Raw genomic sequence first — 14951 nt, 5'->3', positions numbered from 1 at the left:
GCTCGTCGGGACGACTCGCCCTACCTTACTTCTTCTTCCCGGTTTTCGGGACGATGTTCAGGTAAGTTTTCGCGAGCATCTGCGACTCGTAGAACTCGACCAAGCGCACGCCTTCGCGCGGTTTGATCAGGTCCTTTTTCGTCGCGTGGTCGACTTGCTGTTTCACGCGGCGGCAGAGTTCTTCCCATTGGTATTGCACGCCCTCGATGACGTCGGCGACGCGGGAGCCGGCGAGGGCTTCCTCGATGTAGTAGCCGTTGGGCTCGTCGTCTTCGAGGAAGACGTGGACCTCGTTCACGCGGCCGAAGAGGTTGTGAAGGTCGCCCATGATGTCTTGGTAGGCGCCGGTGAGATAGATGCCGAGGTAATAGGACTGGCCGCTTTTGAGCGGGTGGAGCTGGAGGTAGTCCTTCTGGTCCTGGAGATCGATGAAGCTGCCGATCTTGCCATCGGAGTCGCAGGTGATGTCGACGAGGATGGCGTTGACGGTCGGCTTTTCGTTGAGGCGATGCAGCGGCGTGACGGGGAAGAGCTGCTTGAGCGCCCACGAATCGAGGAGCGATTGGAAGACGGAAAAATTGCAGACGTATTGGTCGGCGAGGAGTTTTTTGAGGTCGTGCAGCTCCTCGGGCTGGTAGCCGGACTTGTTGCCCTCCTTGTCGATCTGCTCGCAGATTTGCCAAAAGATCTGTTCGGCGGCGGCGCGGTTTTCGAGGTCGAGGTAACCGAGGTTGAAGAGCGAGAAGGCCTCCTCCTTCTTCTGCATCGCGTCGTGGTAGCGCTCGAGGCGGCCGAGCTTGGCCTTGTTTTTGAGCAGGACTTCGAGGTCGGTGACGACCTTGTGCGTCGACTTCGGCTGGTGCTGCTTGCCGAGGGATTCGCGCTTGTTGATGCGCTCGAAGACTTCGACGACGAGCATCGAGTGCGGCGCGGCGACGGCGCGGCCGGACTCGCTCACGATGTCGGGCAACGGCACGTCCATCGCGGTGCAGATTTCGCGGACGTTGAAGACGATGTCGCGGGCGTATTCGTCGAGCGAGTAGTTCATCGACGACTCGAAGTTCGTGCGCGAGCCGTCGTAGTCGACGCCGAGTCCGCCGCCGACGTCGAGGTAGCCCATCGGGAAACCCATTTTGGCGAGCTGGCAGTAGAAGCGTGCGGCTTCGGTGACGGCGGCCTTGATCGTGATGATGTTTGGCACCTGCGAGCCGATGTGGAAATGCACGAGGCGCAGCGACTGCTGCATTTTCGCGGCGCGCAGTTTCTCGACGGCGAAGAGGACTTCGGCGGTGTTGAGGCCGAACTTGGCGTTGTCGCCGGTGGAGGAGGACCATTTGCCCTCGCCGCGGGTCTGGAGCTTCACGCGGAAGCCGATCATGGGCTTCACGCCGGTCTCTTTCGCGAGGCGGATGACGGTGTCGACCTCGGAGAGTTGCTCGATGACGATGATGATCTTCTTGCCCAGCTTGCGGCCGAGGAGGGCGAGCCGCATGTAGTCGTCGTCCTTGTAGCCGTTGCAGATGATAAGGCGTTGCTGGCCCTCGTGCATCGCGAGCGCGATCATCAACTCAGGCTTGGAACCGGCTTCGAGGCCGTAGTTGAAGTCCTTGCCGGCGGCGATGATCTCGTCGACGACTTCGCGCAGCTGGTTGACCTTGATGGGGAAGACGCCGCGGTATTCGCCCTTGTAGCCCTCGTCCTTGATGGCCTTGCGGAAGGTCTCGTTGAGTTGGACGACGCGGTGGCGGAGCTTGTCCTGGAAGCGGATGACGAGCGGGGCCTTGAGGCCCATGCTCACGGCCTCGTCCACGACATCGAGCACGCGGATGCTGCGGCCGTCGGCGATGGGCTCGACCTGGACGAAGCCCGCCGAGTCGACGGAGAAATGATTGGCGCCCCAGCGCTTAAAACCGTAGAGGTCCTCGGATTGAGCGGCGGACCAGTTGGAGGCGGATTTGTTCTTCAATGAAGTGTGCGAACGGAGGCTTGCTTTTTGTTGGGGCGGTTAGATTAATCGACGTTTTCATTTTTCAAAACAGTCGAAGTTTCAATGACCAAATTCTCCTACTTCCTCGCCCAAGCCCAACCCGCTGCTCCCGGTGGCGCCTCGATGCTCATGCAGATGCTGCCGCTGGTGCTCATGTTCGGCGCGATGTATTTCCTGCTCATCGCTCCGCAGCGCAAGAAGCAGAAGGAGCACGAGAAGATGCTCGCGGCGCTGAAGGCCGGTGACGAAATCGTCACCACCGGCGGCATCTACGGCACGATCACGAGCGTGAAGGAAGACCGCTTCGTCGTCCGTATCGGCGCCGACAACCAGAAGGTCGAGCTCGGCAAGGGCTTCGTCCACGCGGTCGTCAAGAAGAGCGACGCCGCCTGAGTTGGCCGCGCGGCGCTCCGGCCGCGTCCGCTGCGCTGCGGCGCAGATTCTACCCTTTAACAACAACCACCCATGCTCAGTCGTCATCTCTGGAAACTGATCCTGTCCGCCGCCATCGTGGCTTGGGCAGTGTCTTCAATGCTCCCGCTGAAGGACCGCGACTTCGGCCCCTATGTCCGTAACGAAGCCGAAGCCCGGCAGGCGGAATTCGGCAAATTGCTGGCCAAGGTTGAGGCCCGGATCGCCGACGCCAAGACCCGCGGCCAGGAGATCAGCACCTTCGTCGCGCTCAAGCAGATCGCCCGCGAGGAAAAGATCGATCTGTCGCAGTTCTTCCCGCAGCTCCGCCTCGAGGAGAATCTCAAGAACGTGGACAAGCGCAACAACCTCGTCCTCGACGAACTGCTGAAGCGCTCCAAGGGCCGCCTCCAGCTCGGTCTCGACCTCAAGGGCGGTGTCGCCTTCACGCTCGAAGTCGACGAACAGGTCGCCGCCAAATCCAACGAGAACACCCGCCGGGAGAAGCTCGACAAGGCGATGGAGATCATCGGCGCCCGCGTGAACAGCCTCGGCGTGTCCGAGCCGATCATTCGCGCCGTCGGCGACACCCGCATCGAAGTCCAGCTCGCGGGCATCAGCACGAAGGACAACCCCGAGGTGATGAACAGCCTGAAGAAGCCGGCGCGCCTCGATTTCCGCCTGGTGCACACCTACGCCGCGCCTCCGCAGGAAGTTCCCCCTGGCTACGAGCTGATGGCGCTCGAGAATGAAGGCCGCAGCGGCGAGACCGCCGTCGAGGAACTTTTCATCAAGCGCATTCCCGAAATGACCGGTGCCGGCGTTGCCGATTCCTATCCGGTCATGGATGAGTTCGGTCGCTTCAAGATCATCCTTCGCTTCACCAAAGAAGGCAAAGAGCAGTTCGCTCAAGTCACCAAGACCATCGCCGACGAAGGCCAGCGCGCCGGCCGCCTCGGTCGCCTCGCGATCGTCCTCGACGGCAAGCTCTACTCCGCGCCGACCGTTCGCGAGCAGATCAACAGCGACAGCGCGGAAATCTCCGGCTCCTTCACCCAGCGTGAGGCCCAGGACCTCGCCGCCGTGTTGAACAACCCGCTCGACGTTCCGCTCGTCGTCAAGGAGCAGAACGAAGTCGGACCGTCGCTCGCCAAAGACGCCGTCGATAGCGGTGTGCGCGCCGCGTTCATCGGCACCGTCGCCGTCTGCGCGTTCATGGTCACCTTCTACGCCACCGGCGGCTTCGTCGCCGTGGCTTCGCTCGCGGTCAACATCGTCATCATCCTTGGCACCATGGCCGCGCTCGGCGCCACCATGACGATGCCCGGCCTCGCCGGCATCGTGCTGACCATCGGCATGGCGGTCGACGCGAACATCCTGATCTTCGAGCGCATGCGCGAGGAGTTGTCCGTCGGCAAGTCGCTGAACAACTCCAACCAAGCCGGCTTCGAAAAGGCGCTCACGACCATTCTCGATGCGCACTTCGTCCAGCTGATCATCTGCGCGATCATGATCTGGCTCGGCACGGGCCCGATCAAGGGCTTCGGCTTCACGCTGCTCATCGGTGTCATCTCGACGCTGTTCTCGGTGCTGATCACCGGCCACATGCTTATGGAGATGCTCGTCGATGCGGGCCTCCAGAAGATCACCATGCGCCGCATGCTGGGCGACCTGAAGGTCGACTTCGTCAAATACGGCAAGCCCGCCGCGATTGGCTCCGTTGCACTCGTGGTCGTCAGCCTCGCCTACGTGGTCTATCAAGGCGACCGCATCTACGGTATCGACTTCGCCGGTGGTGACCAGATCACCGCCAACTTCACCACCAAGATCGACACCGCCGCGATCCGCAAAGTCGCCGAGCAGAGCGGGGTGGGCGAGGTGAACATCACCTACGCCAGTGACCTTGGCAGCGGCCGGGAGCAGCTCAAGTTCGAGACGGCCTACGGCAAGTCCGACCAGCTTCTTTCCTCCCTGCAAAAGGCCTACCCGGCCGCCGGCCTCGTGAAAGCGGGCGGCAGCCAGATCGGTGCGACCATCGGCAAGGAGATCAAGTGGAACGCCATCCTCTCGGTCGGCGTTTCGATGGTGGTCATCCTGCTCTACATCGCCTTCCGCTTCGAATTCGGCTTCGGCATCGGCGCCATGGCGTCGACGCTGCACGACATCCTGATGAATATCGGCATCTTCGTGCTCTTCGGCCACAAGTTCTCCGCGCCCATGGTGGCGGCGATCCTGTGCGTCGCGGGTTACTCGATCAACGAAACGGTCGTCGTCTTCGACCGTATCCGCGAAGAGCTGAAGCTCAACCCAACCGGCAATCTCCGCGACATCATCAATCACGCCATCACGAAGGTCTTCGCCCGCACGATCATGACGGCGACGACCACGTTCCTCGCGGCCCTGTCGCTGTGGATCTTCGGCGGCGGCCAGTTGCACGACATCGCCTTCACCTTCCTCGTCGGTATCGTCACGTCGACGTTCTCGGCCATCTTCATCGCCGCCCAGGTCTTCTACTGGTGGCACAAGGGTGACCGCAAACACGTCGAGGCTCACCACGACATCGCGCCCAAATACGAGTGGGCCGGCTCCTCCCGCGCTTCGGAATAAGCTGACCGGGCGCAACGCGTCCGCCTCAGCTGGTTCCCGCAAGCGCGGAGTCGGCCGAGGTGGCGTGCGCCCATCAGGCCATGCGCTGGAATTATACGCCGGTCCACGCGGAAAGCGTGGCAGCCCTCGCGCGCCAACTCGGCACGAGCGAGATCGTGGCTGAATTGCTGGTGCGCGTCGGCCACCTCGAGCCGGAGCCAGCGACGCGCTTCCTGCAACCCGCGCTGGCGACGCTCGCCGATCCTTTCCTCGTCGCCAATCTCGACGCTTCGGTGGCGCGCATCATCCGGGCGATCGAGCGGCGCGAAAACGTGATGGTGCTGGGCGATTACGACGTCGATGGCGTGAGCAGCACCGCCCTGCTCGTCGACGTCCTGCGTCGCCTCGGCCTCCAACCGCGCTACGTCGTGCCGCGCCGCTTGGAGGAAGGCTACGGCCTGACGCGTAACGCGATCGACCGCGCGCTCGAGACGGCCAAGCCCGACCTGTTCATCGCCCTCGATTGCGGCACGAACTCGCACGAAGAGGTCACGCACCTGCGCACGCTCGGCGTGGACGTGATCGTCGTCGACCACCACCGCTCGAAGGAAACGCCGACGTTCGACGCCCTGCTGATCAACCCGCACGTGCACGCCGCCGAAGGCGACCACGCGTGGCGGCACTGCTGCACGGTCGGCCTCGTCTTCAAGCTCCTGCACGGCCTGCTCAAGAGCCTGCGCGCGCAAAACTATCCCGGTGTGATGGAAATCCGCCTGCGCGACTACCTCGACCTCGTCGCGATGGGCACGATCGCCGACCTCGTCCCGCTCGCGGGCGAGAACCGCATTTTCGCCAAGCACGGCCTGCAGGTGCTCGCGGGCACGCAGCGTCCGGGCTTGTGCGCGCTGATGTCCGTGGCGGGCCTGAAGCCTGAAAACGGTCTCACGCCCGTCGACATTTCCTTCCGCCTCGGGCCGCGCATCAACGCCAGTGGACGCCTCGCCGACGCGTCGCTCTCCGTGGATTTGTTGCTCAGCGGCGATCCGGTCTTCTGTCGCGACATCGCGAAGCAACTCGACGATCTCAACAAGGAGCGGCAGGAAATCGAGCGACTCATCACCGAACAGGCGGAGGCTTACGTGGAGAAGCAGTTCGCCGATGCGTGCGGCTTCGTGCTCTTCGACGAAGGCTGGCACCCCGGCGTGGTCGGCATCGTGGCCGGGCGGATTTCGCGCAAGTTCAACCGTCCCGCCATCGTGCTCGGCAACGAAGGCGATCTCGCCAAGGGCTCCGGTCGCGGCGTGACCGGCGTGAATCTCGTGGAGTTGCTCAGCGGCTGCCAGTCGCACCTCGAAAGCTGGGGCGGTCATCCGATGGCGGTCGGCGTTTCGTTGCGCAAGACGCGCCTCGAGGAATTTCGCACGCAGTTCAACGCCGTCATCCGCGAGCGCCGCGGCCTCGACGCGTGCGAGCCCGTGATCGAACTCGCCGGTTGGCTCGACGGGCAGCAGGTCACCGAGCGGCTCATGGACGAACTCGACCAGCTGCATCCGTTCGGCCAAGGCAATCCGGAGCCGATTTTCGGCGTGCGGGGCTTGCGCCTGCGCACGCGGCCGGAGGTTTTCAAGGAGCAGCATTTCCGGTTCACCGCCGAGGACACGCGCGGTCGGCGCCTCAGCGGCGTGGCGTGGAAACTGGCGGAGAAACTGCCGCCCGTCGGCCAGCCGCTCGAACTCGCGGTGCAGCTGAACTGGAATTTCTACGCCGGCCGCAAGCAGCTGCAGATCGAGTTGCTCGACTGGCGGATCGCGCCGTGAGGTTCTCAGAAAAATTCTGCTTGCCGCCCGGTGGCGAAGTTCGCTTAGTTCGCCGCTCTGTTACGCAGCCGTAGCTCAATTGGATAGAGCATCTGACTACGGATCAGAAGGTTTGGGGTTCGACTCCCTACGGCTGCGCCACTTTCAAGCCCCGGCAAACCAATGGTTTCCGGGGCTTGTTGTTTGTCCGCCCGGCAACCAGTGATGGCTGGGTATGGCTTCACTCGAAGCTTTTCGCGCGCGGGGCGCACACCGGACCAAGAACGCGGGACGATTCATGGTCTGACGGAGAGAGAGTCGGCGCGCAGTGCGCCGCCTTCGCTCTCCCAGCGCGCCAAAGCAGGTGTCGGTAGCGCGGGCTTCGGTCCATGGGCTACTTCACGCGTCATGGACGCAGCGATGAGATTTTGGGCCATCTCACGATGAGCCTGAGAGGCTTCCTCCAGATGCATCCGGGCGTGAAAGTTGGTCGCCGTTTTGGGCAGGAGCGCATCGATCCGCCGGGCGAGTGCCTCGTGGAACGTCCGCAATTGAGTCAGCATTCCCTCGGGCTTGGTGGTGGGGTGCGGTGAAACTGCCGCCGATGACGGAGCGCTGAAGAAGAGCGTGAGGAAGCGCAGCGGATGGGGGAACAGCAGGCAGCGTCTTTCCAGCAGAGTAACGACCGATCCGCTTCGGTCTTCCTGGCGCCTCAGAATGTTCGTGAGGGCAGAGGCGTCGCTTCCCTTCAGGAGTGAAATGCAATCCCGGATGAAATTCTGCAGGTCGCGCTCGGCTTCGATCAGGCTCGCAAAGCCAGCGGTGGGACGCGAGCGAGCGCCCGGCGCGGTGAAGCTCAATCCTGATTTGGCGGTGGTTTTCATTGGATCAGGGGCAGAGGTCGCGCGGCCGGTCCATCGAGATCCGAGTCGCCCGCAGGAGCCGGGCCGGAGGACGCAGCGAGGTTGGCTTTCTCGTTTTCACGCCCTCGCTGGATTTCAAAGGCGTGACGACTGACACGGCGGACGCAGGGGGTTTCACGATCCAACTCAATTCAGTTCCGCGCAAAACACGAAGACTGCGCACCCGGCTCGGACATCCGGTTGCCCGGCGAACAGCTTGAGCCGATTTTATTTCAGCGATCGCGCAGGGGATTGGTTGCAGCTCCGACCTGCGATGCACGGCAGTCGCGTTCGCGAGGGAACGGTGTATGGTTATCCAAGAGGGATTCGTTGGGTGAACGATCTCGCGACGTGGGAGAAACCACCATCAACCAAGGCACAACATGACAACGCTACCTGCTTCCCGGAAGCCGCTGCGCGCAGCCGCTCCGGCCTCACTTCGACGGCGGAATCCACGAACGACTTCCCCCGTGGAAGTCGGCTCCAAGATCGGCGTCGGCGTCTGGATCGATCGGCGGAGAGCCGCGATAGTCTTTGTGGCGGACATCGGGACGAGCACGACTCTGGTGCTTTCGCACGTCGACAAACAGCCGGGACGGTTGAGCGGTCTTCGCTCGACCACTCGCTTTGAGCCGCAGTTGGTGCCGGCGGACGACAGCCGCGAGCGACGCCTCACGAGCCAGCTCAACGTCTACTACGACGCCGTCATCGCGTGCATTCGCGGCGCGCAAGCCGTCCTGATTTTCGGTCCCGGCGAGGCCAAGGGCGAATTGCGGACGCGGCTCGCTCTCCTGAAACACGATCCACGCACCGTCAGCTTCGAGAGCGCGGACAAGATGACCGCGCGGCAGATCGAGGCGCGGGTCCGGCAATGGTTGGCGGAGACGGCTGCCGCGCCGACAATTGCCCGGCGGAGATCGGGTCGGCCTGTCCGGTGATGCCGCGGTCGTGCGCGCCACCCGCACGTGAGCGAGCATGCAGCTGGCTCGTGGTCGCGGTGCGGCGCCGCGAAGCCGGCGGCGCGTTTCACAACACGGGTGAAAAGGGGCGGAGCGCCGCTTCGGCAAGGCGCTGCCGGAACGGACGGCGCGAGAACGCCGCGGGGTCGATTTCCCGACTGAGGCGAAAGTCGCGCTCGAAGATGCCAGCCAGCTCCGCATTGCGCTCGTGCGAGTGCACGAGGAGGTTGAGTTCAAAGTTCAGCCGCATCGATCGGTAGTCGAGATTGGCCGAGCCGACCATTGCCCAGCGCTCATCGACCAGCGCGAGCTTGGCGTGATGGATGCCTGCGGAGTATTCGAAGATGCGCACGCCGGCGGCGAGCAGTTGCTCGTAGGACGAGCGACCGACGGTCACGAGCCAGGGATGGTCCGACCGGCCCGAGATGAGAAGTCGCACGTCGACGCCGCGACTGGCTGCCAGTTCGAGGGCGGAAAGCACAATTCCATCGGGCACGAAATAGCCGGTCGCGATCCACACTCGTTCGCCTGCTTCGTTGAGCAGACTGACGATGGAGCGGTTGATCGGCTCGTTGCGCCGGTCAGGGCCGCCGAGGACGATGTGCGCTGCATCGCGCGGCGGTTCGGACGCCGGAGCGTAGTAGCAGTCCTCGGAGATTTTCTCCCCGGTGGCGAAGAACCAGTCGTCGGCGAACACCTCCTGCAATTCGCCGACGATGGCGCCGCACGCTTCCACCTGCACGTCGCGCCAGCTCCCCAGCACCGGATCGACGGCCTCGTGTTCTCGACCGATGTTCATGCCGCCGACGAAGGCGATGCGACCGTCGATGATCTGCAGTTTGCGGTGATTGCGCAGGTTCATGAAAAAACGCATGCGCAGGGGTGCGAGACTTTGGAACCACGAGAAATTCCCTCCGGCGTCCTCGTAGTCCGCGAGCTGCTCCTGCGGCAGGCCGTGCGATCCGACGCCATCGAGGAGCAGGCGCACGATCACGCCGCGTCGGGCGGCTTCCGCCAGCAAGCGCAGAAAGCGTTCGCCGGTCTCATCCGCCTCCCAGATGTAGAACTCAAGGTGGATGTGGTGCCGGGCTTCGCGGATTCGTTGCTCTAGTGCCGGATAAAATTCCGCGGCGTCGCACAGCAGTCGCAGGCTGGTGGTGGAGCTGGCGGGCAGCTGATTGATTCGCGACAACAGTTGGAGGAATTGCCGATCCCGGCGCGGCAGGGTCTGCAGTAGCGCGGCGGTGGCTTCGTCGGTGGCGCTGGCCGGCGCAGCCTGGCGCGTTGCGCGGGCGGAGAAGAAACTCCGGCGCTTGAGCCGATGGCGATGCAAGCGATCCGTGCCGATGGCGAAATACGCGAAGGCTCCGAGGAACGGGATGAAAAGGATGGCCCACAACCAGGCCAGCGTGGCCGCTGGACGCTTCTGGCGCAGCAGCAAGTGGGGAATGAAGCCCCAAGTCGCGAAGTAACCGATGAGAAGCAGCGTCATCATGGTCCAGCGCGTGCGGCGCGACCGCGGAGGTTCACGCCGCGCGGTCGCTGGGCCGGAGGAAATGTCGCAGCCCGGACAGCACGGCCGGGCCCCAGCGGAGCAGGCGGCCGAGCGTGCGATGACGCGGGAGCAGCACGCGACCCAACGCCCCGGCCAAAGGCACGAAGGCGATCCGGAGCAGCGGCGGCGTCTGGCGCCACCAGTGCAGCATCCGATCGATCCACGCGAGCGGCCGGGTCACGCCGCGCGTGGCGCGCGCGATGGAGTCGCGGCGCCGGGCGATTTTGAGACGCAGCGCGACCTTGTGCGCGGCGAGGCGGTCTAGTTCCTGTTGCGGATACATGCGCGGTCGACGCCGATTTCCTGCCGCGTTGCGGCGAAGGGGCGCGGTTGGCGGAGGAGAAAACGACGCAGGAGGAGAATGATCGTCGCGCAGACGGCGACGTAGAAGACCGTCAGTCCGGCGAGGACAGACGACCGGGCGCTCTCGGGGCAGACGTAAACCAGAGTGAGACTGGCGAAAGCGATTGCCATCATCCCGGCGAAGGCGGCGGCGCAAATCCAGATGAACGTCTGGATGAGACGGAGTTTTTCCTCGTGAAGTTCGACGGCAAACAGCTCGAGCCGCTCCAACGCGCCGGCGACGAGACCATCGCCGAGCGCGCGGAGTGAATCGATAAAACCGGCCGAAGCCGGCGGGTCGGAGGCCATCGCAGCGATGCTCCGGAGGTTAGTGGCCGCGGCGGCCGAGCAACACGCCGAGCAGCAGGCCGACGCCGGCGGCGATCGCGATGGATTCGTAAGGATGCGAGCGGATCGCTTCGTCGGTGCATTTGGCGCCGGCGGCGAGGCGGGTCTTGGCGCCGGCATAGAGTTCGCCGAGGCGCTCCTGGGCGGCGTCGTAGCGGGCGCGCAGCGCACCGACGGCGTCGCCCGCTTGCTCGGTGAGTGAGCCAGCGAGCATTTTTTCGGTCTCGACCACCAGGGCGCGGAGATCGTTGAGGAGTTGCTCAGGTGACTGAGTCGTGGATTCGGGTTGGGTTTTCATGGGAAATGGCGGGTGTGGGTCAGGGGTTCCGCGCGCGGAACAGCGACATGATGAAGAGGGCGAGGAACACGAGGAAGATGACCTTGGCGATCGTGGCGGCGGTGCCGGCGACGACGCCGAAGCCGAGCACGCCGGCGATCAGTGCGATGATCAGGAAACTGACCGCGTAGCTGAGGAGAGGAGGAAGGCTCATGGTAGTCGGCTGCCGCGGAAGAGCCCGACCAGACCGACGACGGCGGCGGCCGCTCCGGCGATCAACAGCCAGATGGTCTTGTCGGTGGGGGCGCCGGTGAAGAAGCGCGAGAATTGCGAGCCGAGGGAGTCGGCGGAACTCAGGCCGTAGATGAGGAGAATGCAGCCGATAACCAGCAGCGCGGCGGAGAAGGGCTTGTTCATGAGGCGGTGGATTGGAGTTTGCGCTTGGGACGAGCGGTGGCCTCTGGCTCCGCGCCTTCGAGCTGTGCGCGCAGCATCCAGGCGGTCTTCTCGTGTTTTTCCATCAAGCCGGTGAGGAAGTCCGCGGTGCCGGCATCATGGTGCTGCGTGGTGCAGGCGTCGCTGTCGGTCCGGAGCTGGGCGATCAGGGATTCGTGGAGGGCGAGCAGTGCCGTGATCATCTCCTCGGCGGACAACTCGATTCCCGCGGTGGCGGAGCAACGCGCGGCGTCGGTCAGCTCGGCCCAGTTGCCGCAGGCGCCGACGTCGAGGGCGCGGGCGCGCTCGGCGATCTGGTCGATCCAGTCGGCAATCTGCTCATACTGGGTTTCGAATTGCTGGTGCAGGCTGGCGAAACACGGGCCGGTGACGTTCCAGTGGTAGTCACGGGTGGTGATGTAGAGCATCGTTTCGTCGGCGAGCAGAAGATTGAGGAGGCGGCCGACTTCGAGGCGGGCAGGTTCGGCGAGTCCGAGGAGAGATTTCATGGGAGCGATGGAGGGAAAAGGTGGAGCGGGCGGACGGAGACACGAAGTCCGGCGCCATCGCGCGAGTGGCGGCGCCGGACGCGGGGGCGGGGAGAGCGTTCAGCTCTTCACCGACATGTTGTTGCTGACGGCCTTCACGCCGCGGATGTCTTTCGCGAGTTTGGTGACGAGAGATTTCTCGGCGTCCGACGACGCTTCGCCGGTGATGACGACGGCACCGTCGTTGGTGGTCACCTTGGTCTTGAGTGCGCTCGTCGACTTGTGGCTGAGGAGGGCGAACTTCACCTGACTGGTGATCGAGGCGTCGTCGATCTTCTCGCCGAGGGTGGAGGCGGGCGCGGGTTTGTCGGTGACGACGAGGTTGTTCTTCACGGATTTCACCCAGTCGATTTCCTTGGCGTAGACCTCAGTGAGTTCCTTCTGGGCGAGGTTGTCCGCCGTGCCGTTGAGGGTGACGACACCGTCCTGCACGGTGACGGTGGTGTTGGCGGCGCTGACGTTGCTCTTCACGAGCAGGGTGCTCCGGATCTTGAAGGCGATCCAGCCGTCCGAGTGTTCGGGATACGTCGCGTCGATCGTGATCTCGTTGTTCACGGCTTTGACGCCGGGAAGATTTTCGACGGTGTCGGCGGCGAGAGCTTTGTCGTCCTTGTCCTGGACGGTGCCGGTGAGCGTGACGATGCCGTCGACGGCTTTCACCTGCACGTGGTTCTCGAGGACCGTGCGGTAATTGTAGGAAGCCCTGGCGGCTTCCTCGATCTTGCGATCGGTTTCAGTGGAGGCGAAAAGCGCGAGCGGACTGGCGCTGAGAAGAAGCAAAGTGGACAGGTAGTTTGTTTTCATAGGCGAAGGAGGAACGATACTCGCGAAGGGCAGGCGCGCCTATGGGGCGTTGCCCTACCGCGTGCTGCCCGCGAAGCGCGGGAGCGGCCATGGGGCGTTGCCCCACCGTGCGATCGAGGATGAAACGTCAGTCGCGCGCGGCGTCGTGGCTTACGGAGTGTTTTGCTCGCGGCGATCTTCCTGTGCGACGTCGCGGGCGGATTGCCGGACTGTATCGCGTGCGGCGGCGGTCATGCCGTCGTCCACGCGCTGTTCGGTTTCGCTGCGACCTTCCTCATCTTCATCCTCGCTGGGCGCCTCGGGGACTTGGTGTCCGCTCGATCCGGGCACGGGATCCCAGCGTTTCGCTTCGGAGAAGGATTCGAGCAGGGCGTCCTGCCGGTCGACTTCGCGGGCGGGCGACGCGGCAGGGAGCGGTCGACTCTCCTCGCTCACGGCGGGTGCGAGGGCGGCGGCTTTTTCTTCCGGCGAGAGAGGCGGTGGGGTGGACGGAGGGATGCGGGAGGATTTCATGGAGAACGACGGAGGAGAGCGGGCGGGTTATGCCGTGCGACCACGGACGAATTGGGCGGTGATGACTGCGACGCGCCGCCCGTAGATTTCGGCGGTGTCGAGGTCTCCGCGACTGGGCGCGGCCGGCGGCGCGACTTGGAAGCTGGTCGCCATGGGCCCGACGTAGGAGCCGACGCGGTTCTGCGCGTCGGTGCCCGGGCCGGCGAGTTGGTTCATGGCCTTGGGCTCGTTGGCCGACGGCATCAGGCCGAGGCCGACGAAGATCATGCCATGCTGCATGGCATTGAGCAGCAGGCCGACGAGGGTGTTGAGCTTGTCGCCGGAGAACGACGAGGAGTTGGTGAACGCGCCGGCGATCTTGTCCTTCCACGCGAGCGTGAACCATTTTTTCGCGGCGACCTCGATGAAGGTCTTCATGCCGGCGGACATGCTGCCCATGTAGGTCGGGCAGCCGAAGATGATGGCGTCGGCGGCGTCGAGTGCGTCGAGGTGGGCGGCCGCTTCCTCAGCCGTGTAGAGTGTGGCGACGCAATCCGGCGCACTCAGCGCGCCGCGGAGCACGGCTTCTGCCTGGAGCTTCGTGTGGCCGGAGAGGGAGTGATAAATGACGATGAGAGTGGCCATGGTGGAGCGCTGGTGAGTTCAATCCCGGGTTTGCGTGCCCGAGTGACGGATCGTGCGGGCTTTGGCCTCGCCGTTTGACGCAGGGGCGTGGAGTTCGGAGCGGGGCAGGTTCACGAACACTCTGGCTTCCTCGTAGCTGACGCGCGCGACCTTGGAGACGTGCAGGCGAAGCTCCCGGCGGGCATACCAGTGGCCGGTGTCGATGATCAGCTCGCGGATGGTCCAGATCTTGCCGTCGAACAGGAAGTCGCGCACGGAGCCGACTTCTCCGTCCGTCGCCTGGAGATGGTAACCGGTCACGGCCTTCGTGCTGCGGAGGTGAACGTCGTCACGCTGGTTGTGTCCGTGATGAAGCGGGCCGGCCGGAGCGGTGCCGGTTTCGGTGGTCGGAAAGTCGGCCGCACCCCACATGCCTCCGTCCGCCCAGTAGGTTGGCCAGCCGTAGTGGCGGTAGTAGTCGGCCTCGAACTGGCGGGAGACGGGGCGGTGTGTGTCGATGGCTGGACTGCCTTCGATCTGTTTTCGCGTCAGATTGACCGCGAGGCTGCGGTCGTGGGCGACGGCGTTGCCAAGGGCTTCCGGCGCGAAGGCGTGAGGCGAGAGCAACACGAGACGGCCGGTGAGCCACGAACCCGTGTCGACCACGAGGTAGCGCACGATCCAGGATTGGTCGTCGAAATAGAAATCCTTCACGTGGCCGATGTCGCCGTCGGAGGCGCCGAGTTTGGCGCCGTAAAGTTGGGTGAGATGTCGGAACATAAATTGAGAGTCCTGCGAATGGATCTGACTTTGCTGACGGTGTCGTTGCGCGAGCGGCAAAACGCGGGAACGGCGGAGATTGCCTCCGCCGCGCGCGACCCGCTC

At 64.1% G+C, this 14951-nt stretch carries 17 protein-coding genes and 1 tRNA gene; 5 read left to right on the top strand and 13 right to left on the bottom strand.

The genetic code is table 11. The features are described from left to right. Positions 1-25: 25 nt before the first annotated feature. A complete protein-coding gene (speA, locus tag HZA32_00775) occupies positions 26-1966 on the bottom strand; it encodes a biosynthetic arginine decarboxylase (GenBank protein MBI5422586.1) in 1941 nt (646 codons plus the stop codon). An 84-nt stretch (positions 1967-2050) separates the two neighbouring features. Here speA and yajC point away from each other — a divergent pair, with 84 nt between their 5' ends. The 4 genes from yajC (at position 2051) to HZA32_00755 (ending at position 6942) form a co-directional block, all read left to right on the top strand. After that, complete coding sequence (gene yajC / locus HZA32_00770; GenBank protein ID MBI5422585.1) at positions 2051-2380, top strand: preprotein translocase subunit YajC; 330 nt, start codon at positions 2051-2053, stop codon at positions 2378-2380. Between the two features lie 72 nt (positions 2381-2452). Continuing rightward, entirely contained in the window at positions 2453-5005 is a 2553-nt protein-coding gene (gene secD / locus HZA32_00765) for a protein translocase subunit SecD (protein ID MBI5422584.1), read from the top strand. Positions 5006-5085: 80 nt separating this feature from the next. Beyond that, positions 5086-6801: a single-stranded-DNA-specific exonuclease RecJ gene (recJ, locus tag HZA32_00760; GenBank protein ID MBI5422583.1), complete on the top strand. Its 1716-nt coding sequence runs from the start codon at positions 5086-5088 to the stop codon at positions 6799-6801. A 64-nt stretch (positions 6802-6865) separates the two neighbouring features. After that, positions 6866-6942, top strand: a tRNA-Arg gene (locus HZA32_00755). A gap of 134 nt (positions 6943-7076) precedes the next feature. On the opposite strand, the gene HZA32_00750 is transcribed toward HZA32_00755, so the two are convergent. After that, a complete protein-coding gene (locus HZA32_00750) occupies positions 7077-7664 on the bottom strand; it encodes a hypothetical protein (protein MBI5422582.1) in 588 nt (195 codons plus the stop codon). 506 nt (positions 7665-8170) lie between these two features. On the opposite strand from HZA32_00750, the gene HZA32_00745 reads away from it, so the two are divergent. After that, entirely contained in the window at positions 8171-8620 is a 450-nt protein-coding gene (locus HZA32_00745; GenBank protein MBI5422581.1) for a hypothetical protein, read from the top strand. Positions 8621-8708: 88 nt separating this feature from the next. On the opposite strand, the gene cls is transcribed toward HZA32_00745, so the two are convergent. From cls to HZA32_00690, 11 genes are all read right to left on the bottom strand, one after another. Continuing rightward, positions 8709-10136 (bottom strand): cardiolipin synthase, encoded by a 1428-nt coding sequence (cls, locus tag HZA32_00740; protein ID MBI5422580.1) that lies wholly within the window; start codon positions 10134-10136, stop codon positions 8709-8711. Positions 10137-10167: 31 nt separating this feature from the next. Further along, on the bottom strand, positions 10168-10479 hold the full coding sequence (locus HZA32_00735) for a hypothetical protein (GenBank protein MBI5422579.1): 312 nt from the start codon (positions 10477-10479) through the stop codon (positions 10168-10170). Further along, positions 10458-10847 (bottom strand): phage holin family protein, encoded by a 390-nt coding sequence (locus HZA32_00730; GenBank protein ID MBI5422578.1) that lies wholly within the window; start codon positions 10845-10847, stop codon positions 10458-10460. The genes HZA32_00735 and HZA32_00730 overlap by 22 nt, the downstream gene beginning before the upstream one ends. 19 nt (positions 10848-10866) lie before the next feature. Continuing rightward, entirely contained in the window at positions 10867-11184 is a 318-nt protein-coding gene (locus tag HZA32_00725; GenBank protein MBI5422577.1) for a DUF883 family protein, read from the bottom strand. Between the two features lie 19 nt (positions 11185-11203). Continuing rightward, positions 11204-11377, bottom strand: a complete 174-nt coding sequence (locus HZA32_00720) for a DUF1328 domain-containing protein (protein ID MBI5422576.1) — start codon at positions 11375-11377, stop codon at positions 11204-11206. Beyond that, entirely contained in the window at positions 11374-11580 is a 207-nt protein-coding gene (locus HZA32_00715; GenBank protein ID MBI5422575.1) for a DUF3185 family protein, read from the bottom strand. Before HZA32_00715 ends, HZA32_00720 begins: the two co-directional genes overlap by 4 nt. Continuing rightward, positions 11577-12107: a DNA starvation/stationary phase protection protein gene (locus HZA32_00710; GenBank protein ID MBI5422574.1), complete on the bottom strand. Its 531-nt coding sequence runs from the start codon at positions 12105-12107 to the stop codon at positions 11577-11579. Before HZA32_00710 ends, HZA32_00715 begins: the two co-directional genes overlap by 4 nt. A 99-nt stretch (positions 12108-12206) precedes the next feature. Further along, the gene (locus HZA32_00705; protein MBI5422573.1) at positions 12207-12950 is read right to left on the bottom strand and encodes a BON domain-containing protein; all 744 of its coding nucleotides are present in this window, start codon (positions 12948-12950) and stop codon (positions 12207-12209) included. A 150-nt stretch (positions 12951-13100) separates the two neighbouring features. Continuing rightward, the gene (locus HZA32_00700) at positions 13101-13463 is read right to left on the bottom strand and encodes a hypothetical protein (protein MBI5422572.1); all 363 of its coding nucleotides are present in this window, start codon (positions 13461-13463) and stop codon (positions 13101-13103) included. Positions 13464-13490: 27 nt separating this feature from the next. Beyond that, positions 13491-14087, bottom strand: a complete 597-nt coding sequence (locus HZA32_00695) for a flavodoxin family protein (protein MBI5422571.1) — start codon at positions 14085-14087, stop codon at positions 13491-13493. Positions 14088-14105: 18 nt separating this feature from the next. Then, the gene (locus HZA32_00690) at positions 14106-14846 is read right to left on the bottom strand and encodes a PRC-barrel domain containing protein (protein ID MBI5422570.1); all 741 of its coding nucleotides are present in this window, start codon (positions 14844-14846) and stop codon (positions 14106-14108) included. Between the last annotated feature and the right edge of the window lie 105 nt (positions 14847-14951).

The organism is Opitutia bacterium, assembly GCA_016217545.1.
Classification (GTDB): Bacteria; Verrucomicrobiota; Verrucomicrobiia; order Opitutales; family Opitutaceae; genus Didemnitutus.
This window is presented reverse-complemented; position numbering and strand designations above follow the sequence as displayed.